Here is a 17,923-nt window from a genome sequence, read left to right as displayed (position 1 = left end):
GGTGGGCCAATAAAAAAGCGGGGCCTGTACCGGAGCTCTGTGACACACTGCCGGTGTCGAGCTTGCGTATGCGCCAGTCCCCCTTCCATCCGCCCCATTCCCGCCTGCTGCCCGAAGGCCGCCGCTGGGGCTTTGGCGCGCACAGCGTGTTGCCCTATCTCGCGGCGCTGCTCGACGCGCGCGCGGCCGAGGCCGAGGCCGCCGCCTCGATCCGCAATCCGGTATTCCCGCAGATGGAAAAGGCGTTGCGCGAACTGCGCTCGCGGCACTAGCCTCCTGTCCTGCCGCCCCTTTCGCGGCATCGCAAGGAGGCCCCCATGGCTCAATGGCGCAAGGGCTCCCCGGGCGAGGTCTACTCCCCGGAGGAAATCAACGAGCGGCTCCAGGCCGAGCTGCCCACCTGGTATTTCGAGGACGGCTGGATCCGCCGCAAGTTCAAGACCGGCGGCTGGAAATCCACGCTGATGGTGGTGAACACCGTGGGGCACCTGGCCGAGGCGGCATGGCATCACCCCGATCTCACGGTGTCCTATGCCTTCGTCATCGTCAAGCTGGTGAACCACGCCGCCAAGGGCGTCACCGACCGCGACTTCGAACTCGCGCGCAAGATCGAGGAGGTGGTGATGTGGCAGCCGGGGCGGCAGGAAGGCTCCGCGCTGGAAGGCACGCCCGACGATCCGCGCTTCAAGTACGTCAAGTACGACTGAGGCGCCGACCCTCAGCGCGGCGTCGCCGGGGCGAAGAGGCAGCTCTTGCGGGCCTGTGCCTGCAGCTGCCGGAACTTGCGGATCTGGACCTGCAGCGCATCGACGTCGCGGATGTACGAGCCGCGCTCGCCGCCGATGCTGGCCGCATTGGTGGCCGTGCTCATGGACTCGTACTGGTCGAAGGGCACCTCGCGCGCGATCGCGTCGAGCACGCAGGAGCACTTGTTCAGCATCTCGTAGTGCCCGCCGGGAAACTCGCGCATGCAGGCCTCGACGTAGAGGACGCGTTCGGCCGTCGGGTAGTCGTGGGCCTGGACCCATGCGGGGGCCGCCAGCATCGCGGCGGCGATCCAGTGCAGGCGTGTCATGGCGGAGGCTCCTCGAGCGACAGGGTGCGCCGGGCGAGCGCAGCGGCGCCGGCCGCGGGGCCGGGCAGGGTCGCACTCAGCTGGTAGACGCCGCCCGGCACGGCGTCGGACAGCACGAAGGCGTACTCGGTGGCGGCCTGGCCCATGAAGCGCTCGCGGTAGGGATCGCCCGCGAACGGGGCCACGCGGACGATTCGCGCCGGCACCGATTGCCCGCGCCAGCGGATGGTGCCGTCGCTGACGGTCGCCGCGTCGGCGAGCGCCAGCCGGATGCGCCGGCGGAAGTGGGCGGCCTGGCCCTTCGTCGTGCGCTCGAGCCGCCGCACCTCGCCTTCGAGGAAGTACAGCAGCACCGGGTTCGCGCGCGCGTCCGGGATCCCGGGCAGCTTCACCGCACGGGCGCCGGAGAGATAGTCGCCGTCGATATTGCAGCAGCGGCCGCGGGCACCGGCGGCCAGGGTCAGCACGGCGCGGTCGTTCACGTCCGGCTGCCCTTCTGCCTCTTCCACGTACCGGTAGCCCAGCGACCCCGGACTGCGGCTGGCGCGCAGGTGGTCGTGCACGAAGAGCAGGCGCTCCGCCTCCGAGGGCGGCGGTGGCTGCGTCGCGGGCGGGTCCATCGCGCCGGCCAGCGGAACGGCCGCCGCGAGCAGGACCCCGGACCAGCGTGCGGAATGCCGCGCGGCGGTCATGCTTCGGCCTACCTGCCGGCCGTCGCGGCCGGCTCCGGCACCATCGGCACGCCGTAGTCGCGCAGGATCGTGAGGATCTCCTCGCGGTGCCTGGCGAGCAGGCCCTCGACCTGCTGCTTCCACTGCGGCTCGCCGTGGCGCACGCCCATCGCGATGGCGTACTCGAACGGCAGCCCGGGCTCCGACTTCATGGGGGCGAGGACCAGCTCGGGCGAGCGGATGCGCCTGGCGAAGTAGCCCGCGATCGGCCCCCACACGATCGCCGCGTCGATCTTCCCCTGCGCGAGGTCGCGCTCGATGACCTGGCCCGGATACTGGTCCGGGTCCGGGCTCATGATCGGGTAGGGCACGCCGCGATCGACCAGGCCATGCAGGGCCAGCCAGCGCGACGCCGGCGAGCGGTCGTAGACGCCGATGCGCAGCGTGCGCAGCTTCTCGGGCGGCAGCGCGAGCAGGTCGTCGGAGGTGCGCACGCCGTCCAGGCCCTTGCCCTTCGCGTACACGAGCGCGTAGGTCGAGCGGTAGTACGGCTTCGTCACCGCGACCTGGTCGAATTCGGCCGGCACGCCCAGCACCACGTCGCAGCGATAGTCTTCGCCGGGGAGGCGATAGCGCAGCGTGTTGCGGACGAAGGCCAGCCGGTTGGGGAAGGAGAAATACGCGAGCGGCAGTCCGAGGTCGCGCGCGAACAGTTCCGCGATCCTGTTCTCGAAGCCTTCGCCCTGCAGGTTGGAGAAGGGCAGGTTGTTCGGGTCCTGGCAGACCCGGAAGACGGAGCGCGCCGGCGGTTCCGCCGCGGCCTGGGCGTGCGCGGTGCCGGCGGGCCAGGCCAGCGCGGCGAACAGCAGTGCCGCAAGGCCGCGCGCGGTCATGATCCCGCGCCCGGCATCGGTTCGACGCGGGCGCGCGTGATGGCGCCGTCCGAGCGCCCCTTCAGGTACGCATACAGCGCATCCAGGTTGTCCATCACCGTCTGGTTGGCCGAGAAGGCGATCATCCCCTTGTCCTGGCGGCCGTCGCGCACGACCTTGACGAAGTCCTCCTTGCTCAGCGTCTTCAGGCTGGCGATCAGGGACGGGCCGACCGAGCCTTCCTGGTTGGCGCCGTGGCAGCGGTCGCAGGCCGCGGCGCGCCAGGTGCGAAAGCCGGTCATGGTGACGGGGTCGACCTTGTAGCCGTCGACCACCTTGTACGGTTTCTGGTCCTGGGCCCACGCGCCGCCCGTGGCCAGTGCCACGAACAGCGCGGTGAACAGCAGGCCGCGGGCCATCGGGGCCATCAGTTCGGCAGCGTGAAGACGGTCAGCGATCCGCCCAGTTCTGTGTACTGGTTCAGCTCGCGGTAGCCGCCGACCGCGCCGAGGCCGTCGGTGTCCTTCTCCAGGCCCGCCGCCATGCCGATGCCGGCCCAGCCGCCGATGCCGGAGAACACGCCCACGTACTGCTTGCCCTTGTGCTCGTACGTGAACACGTTGCCGATGATGCCGGAGGGCGTCTTGAACTTGAACAGTTCCTTGTTGATGTTCTTCGCATCGACGCACTTCATGTAGCCTTCCAGCGTGCCGTAGCAGGAGAGCCCGCCGGCGGTGTTGAGCGCACCGCTCCAGACGGAGAACTTCTCGGCCTTCGTCTGGACGACCTTGCCCGTGCCGGCGTCCCAGGCGATGTAGTTGCCCATGCCGCCATGGCTGCCCGGCGCCGGGAACATCGACAGCGTCGCGCCGACGTAGGGCTGGCCCGCGGTGTATTCGACCTTGAACGGCTCGTAGTCCATGCAGACGTGGTTGGTCGGCACGTAGAACAGCTTCGTGTTCGGGTCGAACGAGGCCGGCTGCTGGTCCTTGCTTCCGAGCGCCGCGGGGCAGATGCCCTTGGTGTTGTGGTCGGGGCCGCCGGCGGCCGTCGAGTACTGCTTCACCACCTGTGGCCGCCCGCTCTTCATGTCGACGTGGGTCGCCCAGTTCACCTTCGGGTCGAACTTCTCGGCCACCAGCAGCTCGCCGCTGATGCGGTCGAGCGTGTAGCCGAAGCCGTTGCGGTCGAAGTGCACCAGCGCCTTGCGCGGCTGCCCCTTGACGTTGATGTCCGCCAGGATCATCTCGTTGATGCCGTCGAAGTCCCACTCGTCGTACGGCGTCATCTGGTAGACCCACTTCGTCATGCCGGTGTCGACGTCACGCGCGAAGATCGTCATCGACCACTTGTTGTCGCCGGGGCGCTGCGCCGGGTTCCAGGTCGACGGGTTGCCGGTGCCGTAGTACATCAGGTTGGCCGCCTTGTCGTAGCTGAACCAGCCCCAGGTGGTGCCGCCGCCGATCTTCCACTGGTCGCCCTGCCAGGTCTTCAGCGAAGAGTCCTTGCCGACCGGCGCCATCCTGCCGTCGGTCCAGGTCATGGTCTTCTCGGGGTCGACCAGCATCTCGGCGTCCGGTCCGGTGCTGTAGCCCCGCCAGACCTGCTTGCCGGTGTTGATGTCGTACGCGGTGATGTAGCCGCGCACGCCCCATTCGCCGCCGCTGATGCCGGTGATGACCTTGTCCTTGAAGACGTGCGGCGCATTGGTGTTGACCGCGCCCACCTTCGGGTCGCCGTTCTTCACCGACCACACGGGCTTGCCGGTCTTCGCGTCGAGCGCGACCAGCATGCTGTCGGCCTGCTGCAGGAAGACCTTGCCCTCGGCGTAGGCCAGGCCGCGGTTGACGGTGTCGCAGCACATCTGCGGGATCACGGCGGGATCCTGCTTGGGCTCGTACTTCCACAGCAGCTTCTGCGTGTTCAGGTCGAGCGCGAACACCTTGTTCGGGAACGGCGAGTGCAGGTACATCGTGTCGCCGATCACCAGCGGCGAGCCCTCGTGCCCGCGCAGCACGCCGGTGGAGAAGGTCCACGCGACCTGCAGCTTGCCGACGTTGCCGGTGTTGATCTGCCGCAGCTTGCTGTAGCGCTGGTTGTACATGTCGCCCGCCTGCATGGCCCAGTTCTTCGGGTCTGCGATGTGCTTCTCCACGTCGCCATTGGCGTGCGCCAGCGCGGGCAGGGTGAACAGGGCGGCGGCGATGCACTGCCGCCAGGGGACGCTGCGTCTCGGGTCCATCATTGTCTCCTTCGTCGATGTGCGGCAGCAGGCTCAGGCCGCTGCCTGGAACGGGTGGGCGACCTGGTACTTGCGCTCCACCACGTCGGCCGGCGTGGGCTCGCGGTTGACGGCGCGCTTGATCGACTCCTTGCAGGCGCGGTAGTTGAATTCCTGGATCTTCTTGTCGTCGTCGGCCTGCCAGTGGATGAACACGCCCACGCAGATGAACACGTCGTCGGCTTCCGCCAGCGGGATCGTGCCGTCCTCGACGCAGTCGGCGACGGCGAGGGCGACCGCATGCTGCGCCGGCCCGAACATCTGCACGGCCTGCTTCGCGCCCTTGATGGTCACCTTGTTGAACATCACGGTGGCCGGCTTGGCCGGCAGGTTCGGCGCCACCACGGCCAGCAGCGACGTGAAGCCGTCCTTGTTGTTCGTCAGGGCGTTGGCGAAGGCGGTTTCCGCCGCCGATCCGCGGGGCCCCATGATCAGGTCGATGTGGGCGACCTCGTTGCCCTCTCCGACGAGGGACTCTCCAATCAGCAGGCGGTCGATCTTGGCCATGTGCGCTCCTCCGGTAGGGGGGTGTGGGCGTGCGTGGCCGCGGCACGCGCCGGGGCCATCAGGACCGCGCTCACATATTCCATGCCGGGTCCGCTCAGGGGAAACGCGAAGCCGGATCCAGGAAGGCGGCCGCCAGCGCGACGGCCACGCAGAGATCGGCGGTGGTGCCCGGATTGATCCCTTTCTCCTTGAGGTCCCGGTCCCAGCCGGCGAAGGCGGGGTCCTCGTCCAGCACGTGGCCCTGGCGCGCGCGGGCGCGCCAGGGCGCCGCCTCGCGCATGACAGACTGCGCCACCGCGTCTCCGTGCTTTCGCACAATGTGTGAGTCGGGCCGGCCGGCGAGCAACTCCAGGAAGGCGCGCTGCATCGCCGGCGCGGCTTCCGGCGCCACGAGGAAGGCCGGCAGCCCGAGGTCGAACACGTCCGCATGGGCATGGACGTATTGCCATGCGATGCGGTCGCGGCCGGCGGCCAGCGCCATGGCTTCGCGCAGCCCGACGGTCGGAGCCTCGAACACGTCCTGTTCGGGGGCGCGGCCCAGACCCGCCGGACGCGCCAGTGCGATGGCGCGGTAGGCCGCGCGCGTGTCGGCGACGGCGAGCGACCGCAGCACCGCTTCGAGCGCGGCGCGCAGGGCCGGCGCGTCCTTCGCACTGCCGGGCCGCTCGCAGGCGGCCAGCAGAGGCGCGCAGAGCAGCACGATGCCCAGGTTGGTGTTGCACTGCGTCGCCTCCCAGGCGGCCCGCACCGCGCCTTCGATGCGTTCGCCCACCGGTGCGCCGGCCGAGCTGATGGGGCCGGCGGCCGCCGTCGCGGCGGCGATGAACTGCGCCGCGTCCATGCGGTGCCCGGGCGAGGCCAGGCTCACGTTGCCCGGCTTGCGGACCTGCACGTCGAGCGCGCAGGCCCACAGGAAGGCCTGACGGCCCCGCGCGGCAGGATCCGCCGCAGGCAGCGCCCGCGCGCGCTTCACGCCTGCCGCCGGCGGGCGAGGCCGGCGCACTTGCGATCGAGCAGGTCGTGCACCAGGGCCCGCGCGATGTTGAAAGGCGTCACGCGCTGCAGGCCCTGCCACGCCGCCACGCCGTTGACCTCGAGCACCTGCGCGCCATGGCCCGCGGGGAGCAGGTCGACGCCCGCGTAATCCATGTCCAGTGCACGCGAGGCCGCCTCGGCGAGCCGGGCGAGTTCGGGCCCGGCGCCGTGCGCGAGCGATTGCGGCTCGCAGCGCGCGCCCTGGGCCACGTTGTGCACCCAGTGTTCGCTCACGCGGCGCATCGCCGCCAGCGCGCTCCCTCCCACGACCAGCACGCGGTAGTCGTAACCCGGCGTCGCGCGCGCCTCGACGAAGCGCTGCAGGTAGGCGAGCCCGCCGTAGCCGCCCTCGAGCGGCGGCAGCGGCACGTGCACGCCATCGACCCGGCCGATGCGCTGCAGGCCTTGCCCCTGCGAGCCGAAGAGCGGCTTCAGCACCAGCGCGTGTCCCGCGGCGCTTTCCCGCGTGACGAGTCGCTGGGCGAGCGCCGCGGATTCCATCGCCCAGGTGGGAGGCGTAGGCACGCCGGCGGCGTGCAGCAGCACGCTGGTCATGGACTTGTCGACGCTGCGCTCGATCGCGCGGGCGTCGTTGTAGACGGGCACGCCGAATTCCCGCAGGGCATGCAGCACGCCGAGCCGCTTGGTCACCTGCTCGAAGCTGCCGGCCGCGATGCCGCGCACGAGCACGGCGTCGGGCAGGTCCGTGCCATGGCCCGGCAGCACCAGGCCGTGCCACGCATGCGTGGTGGCGATGCGGCACTGCGCCAGGTCGATGCAGCGACCCGTGCAGCCGCGCTCGCGCAGCGCGCGCAGCAGCTGGCGCGTATGCCAGCCGGTCTCGTCGGTCATGATGGCCACCCGCAGGCCGGGGCTCGGGGCGAGCGCGGGTTTCATGCGGCCTGCCACAGTCGAAGCAGGAGGGCCATGTCCAGCCCGCCGGCCCGCCAGGTCTGGCCGGAGCCGAGATGGGTCACCCAGGCCTCGGCCGGCGCGAACAGCGCGCCGTCGAGCCGGTAGAAGTCGTGGCCTGCCTCCTCGAACAATTCGCCGAAGGAGCGGCCGTGGTCGCGCGAATTCGACGACGGCAGTCTCGACGCGAGTTCGCGCGCGGCTTCCGCCGTGCCGGCGACGGTGAGGTGGACCTGGCCGCCATACAGGATCGCGTCGTTGGTGCGTGCCATGGCCTCGAGCGTGCCGGCGCCGGGCGCGGGCAGCGGCGCGCAGGCCGTGCCTTCGACGATGTCCCGCAGCGCGAAGCCCAGTTCGTGCGCGCGGTGCAGCGCGACCTCGAGCACGCGGGCGACGATCTGCGTCGTGCCGGCCAGGCTCGCCGTCGGCGTGAGCACGATCGCGAGGCCCGCCGGCTCGAGCGCGCAGTCGCGCAGCACCTTGGCGACGACCACCGGAGGCGGCGGCCGGTCGACCTCCAGCACGAGGACGCCGCTGTCGCTGCGATCTCGGTAGCCGAGCTCGGCGAACAGCGGCTCCTTGCACGCCAGCGCGCGCGCCGGGCCGGAGCCCAGGGCGAAGAACTTCCGGCCGCCCGCTTCCTCCCTGGAAGCCGCGAGGCTCCATCCCGCGTACTGGCTGGCCAGGCAGGCGAGCACCGGCTGCGAGCTGCGCACGTGCAGCCAGTCCGGCCAGCCCTCGCGCGGCAGCGGCGCGAGGCGGACCTCGCCGAGTCCGCCCAGGCACAACGCGCCGATCCGCAGGCCGGCCGCCACGCTGCCGCGTGCCGCGATGCCGGCATCGATCACGGTGACGCCGGCCTCGTCGCGCGCGACCTCGATGCGCAGGCGATCGGCCTCGTGCAGCAGGCTTTCCAGCAGCGGCGCGGCGAGCCGGTTGACACTGGGCTCCGTGGCCGTCATGCGGCGAGCTCCTCGCAGGACGTGAGCCGTTCGCGCACCCGCTCGGCACGGACGGCGAGTTCGCCGAGCACCGCCTGCGTGCCGGCCGCCTCGGCGCTCACGCTGCACACCGGTTCGCCGGCGCCGAAGGTCGATCCGGGCGCGGGCAGGTCATGGCAGAACGGGGACGTTGCCAGTTCGGCCGCGAGCGCCGCGTCGACGCTGCAGGCGCGGTCGGCGAACAGCGTCAGGCAGCCGCGCACGCCGGCCGCATGCGAGGCTGGCGCGTCCGGCAACTCGCCTTGCACGGCGCGCACGTGGGCGCGCAGCAGTCCGCCGGGCCAGGCCTGCGCGTGCAGCACCATGGTGGCGGAAGGGCGCGGGTTCACCTCCAGCAGCGACACCCGGCCGTCCCGCGCGATGAAGTCCAGGCTGGCCAGTCCGCGCAGGCCGAAGGCGGGCACGAGGACGGCCAGCATCTGCTGCAGGCGCCGCGTGAGCACGCCGTCGCGGATCGGCCCGATGGCGCCGTGGTAGACGAAGGGCAGGGCGCCGAGCGGGCGCACGAGCAAGCGGTTCAGCGCCACCAGCCGCGCGCGGGCGCCGTCGGCCAGGAACAGCGCGGACATGGCTTCCCCGGCCTGGAACCGCTGCCAGTAGATCGAGGGGCCGGCGGGCACGCCGGCATCCCGCGCGTGACGGATGTGCCAGCCGCCGGCGCCGGCGCCGCTCTTCACCAACCAGCCTTCGGGATCGCCCGGTGCCCGCAGCGACACCTCCGGATGTTCGAGCCGGAGCCGATCGAGCGTGGCGAAGAACGATGCCGGATCGCGCACGCGGCGGACCGCGGCCGCCGCCATGCCCAGCAGCGGCAATCCGGGGACGTGCAGGGCGAGTGCGTCCGGCCATGCCTCGAAGCCGCTGCCCGCGATCCATCCGGTCACGCCGGGCTCGCGCGCGGCGCGTTGCAGCGCGTCGCCCAGCAGCGCGGGCGCGATCGCGAAGGATGCAGGATCGCCGATGCGCATCCAGCGGGCGCTGGCACGGCGCGTGTCGGCGTCGCCGAACAGGTCCAGGGCCATGACGCGCCAGCCGGCCTGGCAGGCCGATTCGGCGAGCGGCCGCACCCACAGGCCCGCGACGACGACGGCATCGGCCATCCCGCGGCCCTCAGCGCTTCTTCTCCGCCAGCACTTCGCGCGCCAGCTCGAAGGCCTCGGCGAAGCCGAACACGACCGGCCGCTCGGACTCGCGCATGCGCGAGAGCAGGCGATGCTGCACCTGGTACTTCACGTTGCCCACCGCGAGCGCGCCGATCGCGACGGCGGAGGTTCCGGCCAGCGGCTTGCCGTCGTCCATCGCACCGACGCCGGCGAGACCGGCGGGGGGCACCGCATTGATGTCGACGGCGACGCGCAGGCGCATCGCGGCCTCGAGGTCCGCCTCGCTCGCCACCTGCACCCCCGCGCCGGCCACGCCCATCGCGACGTCGGCCTCCGACAAGGCGGTGCGCAGCGCGTCGGCCGTGGCGGTGGAAACCCCCTGCAGCGAGACGCCGAAGCGTGCACCGGTGGCCGCCGCCGCTTCCCCGGCCGCGGTCGCGCCCCTGTGGCTTCCCAGCAGGGCATGCGCACCGCGACGCGCGCACAGCACCGCCGCGATGCGGCCCACCGGGCCGGTGCCTCCGAGCAGCAGCACCTGCGTTCCCGCCAGGCCGCCATCGCTCGTGGCCCCCAACGCGGCCTCGGTGTACGCCACCAGGGCCGCGGCGGTCGTGTACGCACCGCTCGGGTCGGCGCAGAGCGAGACGGCGAAGGGCGGAATCATCGCGTTGCGGGCGCGCTCCAGCATGTCGTCGGCGACGAGCACGTCGCGCCCGCCGATGAAGAGGCCCGTCCGGGCCGCGCCCTTGGGGCCGCGGGAGAAGATCGCGTCCTGCGTGAGGCCGGCGATGCCCTCCGGCGTCACGTGGCAATACGGCACCGCCAGCTGGTAGCCGGCATCGGCGGCCATGTTGACGTCGAACGGGCTCACCTGCGGCCCCGGCGTGAACATGTGCAGGATGTAAGGGCGTTCCATGGTCGTCACCCCTTGCGCGCGCCGGACACCAGCGCCCCGTGGTTGCGCGCGCGGACCACGAGGATCTCGAGGGCAGGATCGAGGGCGCCGGCGTCGCGGGCCGCGGCCACGATCCTGTGCGCTTCGGGCTCCGAGGGCAGGAATGCGAAGCCGGTCGGGCCCCACGAACTCTGTCCGGTGCCGGCGGCCGCATGAGCGCCGATCCACTGCAGCAGCCGGCCCACCGCTTCGCTGGTGAACGGCCGGCCCGCCTGCGCGGGCGCGAAATGCTGCCCCAGCAGTTCCTGCATGCGGCTCACCCCGGCGGCGAAGGGGGCGAACTCGCCGCCGGCCGCGCCGGGCAGGATGCGCATCAGCACCTGGTGGCAGATCTCCGCGGCGGCCTCGCGCGGCAGCGGCGCCAGCGCCGACAGGGCTGCCTTCTCGTCCGCGCCGCTGAGTCCCCGTGCGCGCGCATCGAGCACCACGAGCACCCGCCATTCGGCCGGCAGGGCAATGCGCGCCAGCAGCGCCGCGGGCGCACCGTCCGCGCGCGGTCCGCCGTCGAGCAGCAGGCCGCCGCGGTCGAACCCGGCGATGCCGACCCCTGAACGTGCGCCCCGGCCCAGCGTGGCGGCGAGCTGCGCGTTCGTCATCTCCATCCCGAAAGCCACGCAGAAGGCGCGTCCCACCGCGAGTGCGAGCTGGGTGCCCGAGCCCAGGCCGACGTGCGCGGGCGGCGCGCTCCGCAGGCGCAAGTTCACCGGGGTGCGGCAACCTGTCGCATGGCGGAGTGCTTCCACGTGGCGGAGTGCGCGTTCCAGCGTCGCAGTGCCGCCGGCGAAGCCGTCGAAGGTGTCGGCGCGTCCTTCAGCCAGCTCGACGACGGTGTCGGCTGCATCGATCGCCAGCCCGAGGCTGCCGAAGGGCCGTCCGAGGCTGCCCGCCGGATCCAGGAAACCCAGGTGCAGCCGCGACGATGCCTGCACCCGCGCTCTCGCAACAGCGGGGAATGGCGTGACCGCTCGCAGCTCGGTGTCGTGCGCGGCCTGCATCTTCTTTCCTCAACGCCCTCCCGGCACCAGGCCGTGGCCGATGAGCCTCAAGGTCGCCGCGCGCGCCGCGGCCGGCGACGGCACGGGCCGCCTGCGCTCGATCAGCACGCCCACGGCGGCCGTGTCCTCGAACTTGCGCGGCTTGACCACGCGCACGCGCACCCAGTGGGCGTGGAATTCGTCGATCGCGATCCGCGCGACCTGTTCGGCCAGGGCTTCCAGCAGCTGCACGCCGTGCTCGCGCAGCAGGCGCTGCAGGCGTTCCCGCAGCGCGCCGTAGTCGATGGTGTCGGCGATGCGGTCGGTCTCGCAGGCGAGCACTCGGGGAATGCCGGCACACAGGTCGATGATGACCGGCTGCGGTGCGTGCATCTCGCTGTCGTGGATGCCGATCACCGTCTCGCCGCTGAAGCCTTCGATGAAGACGAGGTCCAGCGGCTCCTGCCCGGAGGATCCGGGGAAGTGGAAATCGTCGGTACGGTCCAGGGCCTGGAACATGGATCCCCCTCGAGCATCCCGTCGTGCTGCGGGCTGAAAAGCAACTTGCGGGCCACTGGAACGGACATTCACAAATCCTTGTGGAAACACTCGACAGAGTGTTCCAGAATGAAGGCGTACTGCCCGGATGCATCCGCCGGGGAGCGAGGGGACATCGATGCCGATCTCTGATCCGCTTGAGCACGCGCACCGCGTGTTCGACGTGGTGCGCGGCGGGATGCTGCATGCGACGAGCGATGCCGTCGCACAGTCGTGGGCGCGCTGCGTCAGGGAACATGGGCTGGATCCCAGCCAGGCGCGGCGGCCACCGGTGCTCAGCCGCGTCGACCTGCCCACGCGCCTGCGCCGCATGGCTTCGGTCATCGACTGCGCGCGCTACGAGATGACCACCCTGTACCAGCAGCTCGGCGATCCCGGCCTGGCGGTGGTCCTCACCGACACCGACGGCGTGATCCTGCACATGGTCACCTCGCAGGAATTCGAGCGGCTCGCGCAACCGATGGGCCTGGAGCTCGGGGCCGTGTGGAGCGAGGCGGAAGTCGGCACCAACGGCATGGGCACCTGCGTGGTCGAGGCCGGGCCGGTGGTGGTGCAGCAGGCCGACCATTTCCTCAGCCAGTACACCGGGCTGACCTGCACCGCCGTGCCCGTCCACGATCCCGCCGGAGAGATGACCGCCGTGCTCGACGTGAGCAGCCGTTCGGTGCAGCCGCAGAACCACCTGCTGGTGCTGCTGGCCATGACGGCGCGCATGATCGAGAACCGGCTGATCGACACGCGCTTCCGCGATGCGCACCCGATCCACTTCCACAGCCGCCCCGAGTTCGTCTACACCCTGCACGAGGGCAAGCTGGTGGTCGACGAGGACGGCCGCATCCTCGCGGCGAACCACAGTGCCCTGCTGCAGCTGGGGAGCACGCACGGTGAATTGCGCGGAGCGCGGCTGGAGCAGATCTTCCAGACCACGCTGGATGCCATGCTCGAGCGCAGCCACCGGGCGGCCTTCCATCCGGTCGTCACGTACCGGGCCAACGCGGCGAACCGCTTCTTCGCGGTGGCGCGCCAGCCCGCCCGCGAGGAGGACTTCGCCAGGAATGCCGTCCCGGCACGCGTGCGCGTCCCGGCGCCGCCGGCCGTGCCGGCCCTGCCGCACGCCGCCCGCCTGCGGCCCGCCCGCGCCATCCCCGCCGCGACGTTCGGCGATCCGCGCTTGCTGGCGCACCTGGCGACGGCGCGGCGCGTGGTCAACGGCGGCACGCCGCTGCTGCTGCGCGCCGAGACGGGCGCCGGCAAGGAGGTGTTCGCCCGTGCCGTGCACGCTTCCGGCCACCGGGCGGACGGACCGTTCGTGGCGATCAACTGCGCGAGCCTGCCGGAGACATTGATCGAGGCGGAGCTCTTCGGCTACCGCGCGGGCGCCTTCACCGGCGCGGAGAAGGGCGGGCGCCGGGGCAAGATCGTGCAGTCGGACGGCGGCACGCTGTTCCTCGACGAGATCGGCGACATGCCGCTGCCGCTGCAGGCCCGATTGCTGCGCGTGCTGGACGAACGCATGGTCACGCCGCTGGGCACCGACGAAGCGCGCGCCGTGGACTTCCAGCTGATCAGCGCGAGCCACCGCAACCTGGCCGACATGGTGGGCGAGGGCAGCTTCCGCGAGGACCTGTACTACCGGCTGGCCGGCATCGAGCTGCAGATCCCGCCGCTGCGCGAGCGGACCGACCGCGCCGAGATCATCCGCAACCTGCTGGCCGACGAGGGCCGCGCCGACGCCGCGGTCACGCCGGCGGCCTGGGACTTGCTGCTGCGCCATCCATGGCCCGGCAACCTGCGACAACTGCACCACGTGCTGCGCAGCGCGGTGGCGCTGGCAGCGGGCGCGCCCCTGGGGGTGGAGCATTTCCCTTCGCTGGGCGCGCCGGCCGGACCGGCCGCGGCGGCGAGCCTCGCGACGGCGGCGGCGGACGTCACGTTCCTGTCGCCGCAGCACGTGCAGGAGCGGCAGTCGCTGCTCGACGTGCTGGAGTCGCAGCGCTGGAACGTGAGCCACGTGGCGAAATCGCTGGGCGTGAGCCGCAACACTCTGTACCGGCGCATGCACAAGCTGCACATCCCGGTGACGCACAACGGCTGAGCGATGCCGCCGCCCCGGGCGGCCGGTTCGCCTGGGCGCTGACCGGCTCCGGCCATTTCCTGCCGGAGTCGCTGGCGGTGGCGCAGCGGCTGCCGCGCGTCGACCTCTTCCTGTCGGCGGCGGCGGAGGAGATCCTGCCGATGTACGGCCTGCGGCTGGACGTGCTGCGCGAGAACTTCCGCATCTTCACCGACCGCAGCGCGAGCGCCGTGCCGGTGGGCTTCCTGTACCACGAGCGCTATCACACGCTGGTGATCGCGCCGGCCACCAGCAACACGGTGGCGAAGTGCGCCCTGGGCATCAGCGACACGCTGCCCACCAACATGTTCGCCCAGGCCGGCAAGCTGGGCATCCAGGGCATCGTGTTCGCCTGCGACACCGAGCCCGTCGTCATCACGCAGGCGCCGCGCGAGGAGGTGACGCTGCGCCCGCGCCGCATCGAGTTCGACAACGTCCAGCGGCTGCGCGCCTTCGACGGGTGCAGCGTCGTCTGTTCGGTGCCCGAGCTCGAGGCCGTCCTCGATGCCCGGTTGCGGGCGCTGCACCTGGCATGGAACGCATCCTCTTCCTGACGGGGCGCCTCGCCGAGCCGGCGCTGCGGCGGGTGCTGGAGCAGCTCGCGGCGGCCGGAAGCGACGCGCCGTTCACCTGGGAAGTGCGCGAGATCGGCCTGCAGGTGGCCGCGCTCATGACCGCCGACATGGTGCGGCGGCGTGTCGCCTTGCCGGTCGCCGCGGACCGCATCCTGCTGCCGGGGCGCTGCCGCGGCGACGTCGAGGCGCTGGCTGCGCACTTCGGGATGCCGGTGCAGCGCGGCCCGGAGGAACTCAAGGACCTGCCGCAGTTCTTCAGCCGCGCGGCCCGGCCCGTCACCCTCGACGCGTATGCGATCGCCATCTTCGCCGAGATCGTCGATGCGCCGCGACTGGGCGTCGATGCCATCGTGGAGCGCGCGCTCGCGCATGCGGCCGACGGCGCCGACGTGATCGACCTCGGCGGCCTGCCCGACACCGCGTTCCCGCACCTGGAGGACAGCGTGCGGGCGCTGAAGGAACGGGGCCTGCGCGTCAGCGTGGATTCGCTGGACACGGCCGAACTGCTGCGCGGCGGCCGCGCCGGCGCCGACTACCTGCTGAGCCTCACGTCGGACACCTTGTGGATCGCGCAGGAGGTCGGCGCCACGCCCGTCCTGATCGGGCGCACGCCGCAGGACGCAGCCTCGCTGTGGGACGCGATGGAGCGGATGGAGCGCAGCGGCCGGGCCTACCTCGCCGATGCGATCCTCGACCCCATCCCCTATGGCCTGCTGGCCTCGCTGGTGCGCTACCAGCGGCTGCGCGAGCGCTTCCCGCGGGCGCCCATCCTGATGGGGATCGGCAACATCACCGAACTCGTCGAGGCCGACTCCACCGGGATCAACGCGGTGATGATGGGCATCGCCGCCGAACTGGGCGCGAGCGCGGTGCTGACGACGCAGGTCAGCCCGCACACGCGGCGCGCCGTGCGCGAGGCCGACTGGGCGCGGCGCATCATGCACGCGGCGGTGTCGCAGCGGATGCTGCCCAAGGGCCTCAGCGACCAGCTGATGACGGTGCACGCCAGGAGCCCGTTTCCCGACGGACCCGAGGAGATCGCCGCGCTCGCGCGGCAAGTGCGCGACCCGAACTTCCGGGTGCAGGTCTCGCAGCAGGGCGTGCACGTCTACAACCGCGAAGGGCTGCGCGTCGGGCGCGACCCCTTCGCGCTGTGGCCGCAGCTGCGGCTCGAGAACGATGCCGGCCACGCCTTCTACATGGGCGTGGAAGTCGCGCGGGCGCAGATCGCCTGGCAACTCGGCAAGCGCTACGTGCAGGACCAGCCGCTGGACTGGGGCTGCGCGGTGGACGGGGAAGCGCAGGACCTGCAGCGCTGGCAGGCCACGGGTACGACGATGACCCACCGGGGGACGCCATGAACGACCGCATCTTCGAGACCGTCGTCACCACCTGCTCGCCCGAAGGCGCGGTGCACGTCGCGCCCATGGGCGTGCGCTATGCCGCCGGCGAGGTGGTGCTGAAGCCTTTTCGCCCGTCGCGCACGCTGGACAACGTCACGCGCACGCGCACGGCGGTGCTCAATCTGCTGACCGACGTGCGCGTGTTCGCCGGCTGCGTCACCGGCCGCCACGACTGGCCGACGCTGCCGGTGGCCGGTGTCGACGGGGCCGCGGCGGTGCGGCTGGAATGCGCCCACGCGCACGTGCTGCTGCGCCTGCTCGCACTGGCCGACGATGCGCAGCGGCCGACGCTGCGGCTGGCCCGCGTGCACGAAGTGCAGCACTCCGCCTTTCCCGGCTTCAACCGCGCGCAGGCGGCCGTCATCGAGGGGGCCGTGCTGGTCAGCCGCCTGCACCTGCTGCCGCGCGAGAAGATCGAGGGCGAAATGGCCTGCCTGCAGATCGCCGTGGACAAGACCGCCGGCGCGCCGGAGCGGGAAGCCTGGGGCTGGCTGCAGGAAGCGGTCGCGCGGCAGCCGGCCGCCGCACTGGGAGAAGCATGATGGTGCGCCTGCTGGTCAGCGTGCGCGACGTGGACGAGGCGCTCGCCGCCGCCGGGGCCGGGGCGGACCTCATCGACCTCAAGGAGCCGGCCGATGGCGCGCTGGGCGGGCTCGCCCCGGAACGCATCGCACGGATCGTGTCCGTGCTGCGCACGCGCTACCCCGGCCTTCCGATCAGTGCGACGGTGGGCGACCTGCCCGCGGAGCAGGCCGACGAGATCCTGCGGCGGGTCGGGCGCGTCGCATCCCGCGGCGTCGACTACGTGAAGGTCGGCCTGTGGCCCACGCCGGAGGCGCCCGGGCGCGTGACCTCGCTGCTGGATGCGCTGGCCGATCGCACGGAGAGCATCGTGCCGGTCCTGCTGGTGGACGAGGGCCTGGACGCGGGACTGGTCGACCACGCGCTGGCGCGCGGAAGCTTTCCGGGCCTGATGGTCGACACGGCCACCAAGCGGGGCGGCAGCCTGCTGCAGCGCGTGCCGGCGGCGACACTGGCGTCCTTCGTGGCCGCGGTGCGCTCGCGCGGCATGCTGGCCGGCCTGGCCGGGTCCTTGCGCATGGACGATGCCGCTGCGCTGCTGGCCCTGGCTCCCGATTTCGCCGGCTTTCGCGGCGCAGTGACCCGCGGAGGCCGCGCGGGCGTGCTCGATCCGCTCCTCGTGCGCCAGCTACGCGGACGGTTTGCGGCGGGCGCGGGCGCGGGCCACGGGCGGCTGGCGACGGCCTGAGGCGAGGGCTTCCGGCGGCGGCGGTGGCGCGAGCGAGGGACCGCCCAGCAAGGCATCGCGCACCAGCTCGACGGAATCGCACTCGACGACGTCGATGGGAAAAGGTGCGTCGCGGGACCACTGGTCGAAACGGGTGTCGAGCACGCCGTCGGCGCCCAGTTCCGCGAGCGTGCTTCCCGAGCGGACCTTGCAGCCCTTGACCACCACCAGGCGTTCGGCGTTGAGCAGGCGGGCCAGCCAGAGCGCGAGGCTGTCGCTCGTGACCTCCCAGCTCGTGAGCACGTCCGGGGCATCGCGCAGCACCATGAAGGGCAGCCACAGCGCGGGCTGGCCGGCGTGCAGCGTGCGGCGGATGCCGGCCTCGTCGGCGGCGAGGGTCAGGCGGGGTTCGAGCGCATGGAACAGGTGCGCCGTCTGCGCCATCGCGAGCACGGCCATGTTGTGCGCCGCGAGGTCGGCGAACTGCCAGTGCTGTTGCGAAGCCCGCACCGCATCGGCGAAGGCGCCGCCGCCGGGCACCACCGTGACGCGGCCGCCACCCAGTTCGGCCAGCATTGCCAGCCAGCGCGCGAGGCGCAGGTCATGCGCGAGACTGCCGCCCAGCTTGACGATCCACAT

General features: G+C 71.8%; 21 protein-coding genes. 7 read left to right on the top strand and 14 right to left on the bottom strand.

From position 1 onward, the window contains the following. Nucleotides 1-68: 68 nt before the first annotated feature. Complete coding sequence (locus VF522_RS02225; RefSeq protein WP_330906577.1) at nucleotides 69-272, top strand: hypothetical protein; 204 nt, start codon at nucleotides 69-71, stop codon at nucleotides 270-272. A gap of 45 nt (nucleotides 273-317) precedes the next feature. After that, nucleotides 318-707 carry a 4a-hydroxytetrahydrobiopterin dehydratase gene (locus VF522_RS02220; protein ID WP_330906576.1) on the top strand — a complete coding sequence of 130 codons (390 nt, stop codon included), beginning with the start codon at nucleotides 318-320 and terminating at the stop codon, nucleotides 705-707. 11 nt (nucleotides 708-718) lie between these two features. Here the strand turns inward: VF522_RS02220 and VF522_RS02215 are convergent, their stop codons facing one another. The 13 genes from VF522_RS02215 to VF522_RS02155 all read right to left on the bottom strand — a co-directional run bounded on the left by VF522_RS02215 (nucleotide 719) and on the right by VF522_RS02155 (nucleotide 11,905). Then, entirely contained in the window at nucleotides 719-1,075 is a 357-nt protein-coding gene (locus tag VF522_RS02215) for a hypothetical protein (protein ID WP_330906575.1), read from the bottom strand. After that, nucleotides 1,072-1,767 (bottom strand): hypothetical protein, encoded by a 696-nt coding sequence (locus VF522_RS02210; protein ID WP_330906574.1) that lies wholly within the window; start codon nucleotides 1,765-1,767, stop codon nucleotides 1,072-1,074. Before VF522_RS02210 ends, VF522_RS02215 begins: the two co-directional genes overlap by 4 nt. Nucleotides 1,768-1,775: 8 nt before the next feature. Continuing rightward, nucleotides 1,776-2,639: a substrate-binding domain-containing protein gene (locus VF522_RS02205; RefSeq protein ID WP_330906573.1), complete on the bottom strand. Its 864-nt coding sequence runs from the start codon at nucleotides 2,637-2,639 to the stop codon at nucleotides 1,776-1,778. Beyond that, complete coding sequence (locus tag VF522_RS02200; RefSeq protein WP_414709427.1) at nucleotides 2,636-3,037, bottom strand: c-type cytochrome; 402 nt, start codon at nucleotides 3,035-3,037, stop codon at nucleotides 2,636-2,638. Before VF522_RS02200 ends, VF522_RS02205 begins: the two co-directional genes overlap by 4 nt. 8 nt (nucleotides 3,038-3,045) lie before the next feature. Next, nucleotides 3,046-4,860 carry a methanol/ethanol family PQQ-dependent dehydrogenase gene (locus VF522_RS02195; protein WP_330906626.1) on the bottom strand — a complete coding sequence of 605 codons (1,815 nt, stop codon included), beginning with the start codon at nucleotides 4,858-4,860 and terminating at the stop codon, nucleotides 3,046-3,048. A 33-nt stretch (nucleotides 4,861-4,893) separates the two neighbouring features. After that, nucleotides 4,894-5,406: a formaldehyde-activating enzyme gene (fae, locus tag VF522_RS02190; RefSeq protein WP_330906571.1), complete on the bottom strand. Its 513-nt coding sequence runs from the start codon at nucleotides 5,404-5,406 to the stop codon at nucleotides 4,894-4,896. A gap of 94 nt (nucleotides 5,407-5,500) precedes the next feature. Then, nucleotides 5,501-6,379 (bottom strand): triphosphoribosyl-dephospho-CoA synthase, encoded by an 879-nt coding sequence (locus tag VF522_RS02185; RefSeq protein WP_330906570.1) that lies wholly within the window; start codon nucleotides 6,377-6,379, stop codon nucleotides 5,501-5,503. After that, on the bottom strand, nucleotides 6,376-7,338 hold the full coding sequence (locus VF522_RS02180; protein ID WP_330906568.1) for a RimK family alpha-L-glutamate ligase: 963 nt from the start codon (nucleotides 7,336-7,338) through the stop codon (nucleotides 6,376-6,378). The genes VF522_RS02185 and VF522_RS02180 overlap by 4 nt, the downstream gene beginning before the upstream one ends. After that, nucleotides 7,335-8,315 (bottom strand): methenyltetrahydromethanopterin cyclohydrolase, encoded by a 981-nt coding sequence (mch, locus tag VF522_RS02175; RefSeq protein WP_330906567.1) that lies wholly within the window; start codon nucleotides 8,313-8,315, stop codon nucleotides 7,335-7,337. The genes VF522_RS02180 and mch overlap by 4 nt, the downstream gene beginning before the upstream one ends. Beyond that, complete coding sequence (locus VF522_RS02170; RefSeq protein WP_330906566.1) at nucleotides 8,312-9,454, bottom strand: ATP-grasp domain-containing protein; 1,143 nt, start codon at nucleotides 9,452-9,454, stop codon at nucleotides 8,312-8,314. The genes mch and VF522_RS02170 overlap by 4 nt, the downstream gene beginning before the upstream one ends. Nucleotides 9,455-9,464: 10 nt before the next feature. After that, a complete protein-coding gene (locus tag VF522_RS02165) occupies nucleotides 9,465-10,373 on the bottom strand; it encodes an NAD(P)-dependent methylenetetrahydromethanopterin dehydrogenase (protein WP_330906565.1) in 909 nt (302 codons plus the stop codon). A 5-nt stretch (nucleotides 10,374-10,378) separates the two neighbouring features. Next, on the bottom strand, nucleotides 10,379-11,407 hold the full coding sequence (locus tag VF522_RS02160) for a beta-ribofuranosylaminobenzene 5'-phosphate synthase family protein (protein WP_330906564.1): 1,029 nt from the start codon (nucleotides 11,405-11,407) through the stop codon (nucleotides 10,379-10,381). Nucleotides 11,408-11,416: 9 nt separating this feature from the next. Beyond that, nucleotides 11,417-11,905 carry a dihydroneopterin aldolase gene (locus VF522_RS02155; protein WP_330906563.1) on the bottom strand — a complete coding sequence of 163 codons (489 nt, stop codon included), beginning with the start codon at nucleotides 11,903-11,905 and terminating at the stop codon, nucleotides 11,417-11,419. A gap of 157 nt (nucleotides 11,906-12,062) precedes the next feature. Between VF522_RS02155 and VF522_RS02150 the strand changes: the two genes are divergently transcribed. From VF522_RS02150 to VF522_RS02130, 5 genes are read left to right on the top strand one after another with little or no spacing between them, the layout of a single operon-like run. After that, nucleotides 12,063-14,039 (top strand): sigma-54-dependent Fis family transcriptional regulator, encoded by a 1,977-nt coding sequence (locus VF522_RS02150; RefSeq protein WP_330906562.1) that lies wholly within the window; start codon nucleotides 12,063-12,065, stop codon nucleotides 14,037-14,039. Then, a complete protein-coding gene (locus tag VF522_RS02145; protein WP_330906625.1) occupies nucleotides 14,036-14,611 on the top strand; it encodes a flavoprotein in 576 nt (191 codons plus the stop codon). Before VF522_RS02150 ends, VF522_RS02145 begins: the two co-directional genes overlap by 4 nt. Next, the gene (locus VF522_RS02140; RefSeq protein ID WP_330906561.1) at nucleotides 14,590-15,993 is read left to right on the top strand and encodes a DUF6513 domain-containing protein; all 1,404 of its coding nucleotides are present in this window, start codon (nucleotides 14,590-14,592) and stop codon (nucleotides 15,991-15,993) included. Before VF522_RS02145 ends, VF522_RS02140 begins: the two co-directional genes overlap by 22 nt. Beyond that, entirely contained in the window at nucleotides 15,990-16,577 is a 588-nt protein-coding gene (locus VF522_RS02135) for a DUF447 domain-containing protein (RefSeq protein WP_330906560.1), read from the top strand. The genes VF522_RS02140 and VF522_RS02135 overlap by 4 nt, the downstream gene beginning before the upstream one ends. Then, nucleotides 16,574-17,305 carry a (5-formylfuran-3-yl)methyl phosphate synthase gene (locus VF522_RS02130; RefSeq protein WP_330906559.1) on the top strand — a complete coding sequence of 244 codons (732 nt, stop codon included), beginning with the start codon at nucleotides 16,574-16,576 and terminating at the stop codon, nucleotides 17,303-17,305. Before VF522_RS02135 ends, VF522_RS02130 begins: the two co-directional genes overlap by 4 nt. Here the strand turns inward: VF522_RS02130 and VF522_RS02125 are convergent. Further along, nucleotides 17,246-17,923, bottom strand: coding sequence for an aspartate kinase (locus tag VF522_RS02125; protein WP_330906558.1), 678 nt, complete (start codon nucleotides 17,921-17,923; stop codon nucleotides 17,246-17,248). The two genes, VF522_RS02130 and VF522_RS02125, sit on opposite strands and share 60 nt — an antisense overlap.

It is taken from the genome of Ramlibacter sp. (assembly GCF_036383835.1).
Lineage (GTDB): Bacteria > Pseudomonadota > Gammaproteobacteria > Burkholderiales > Burkholderiaceae_C > Ramlibacter.
Note: the sequence above shows the minus strand (reverse complement) of the source record. Positions and strands in the feature narration are given on the sequence as shown.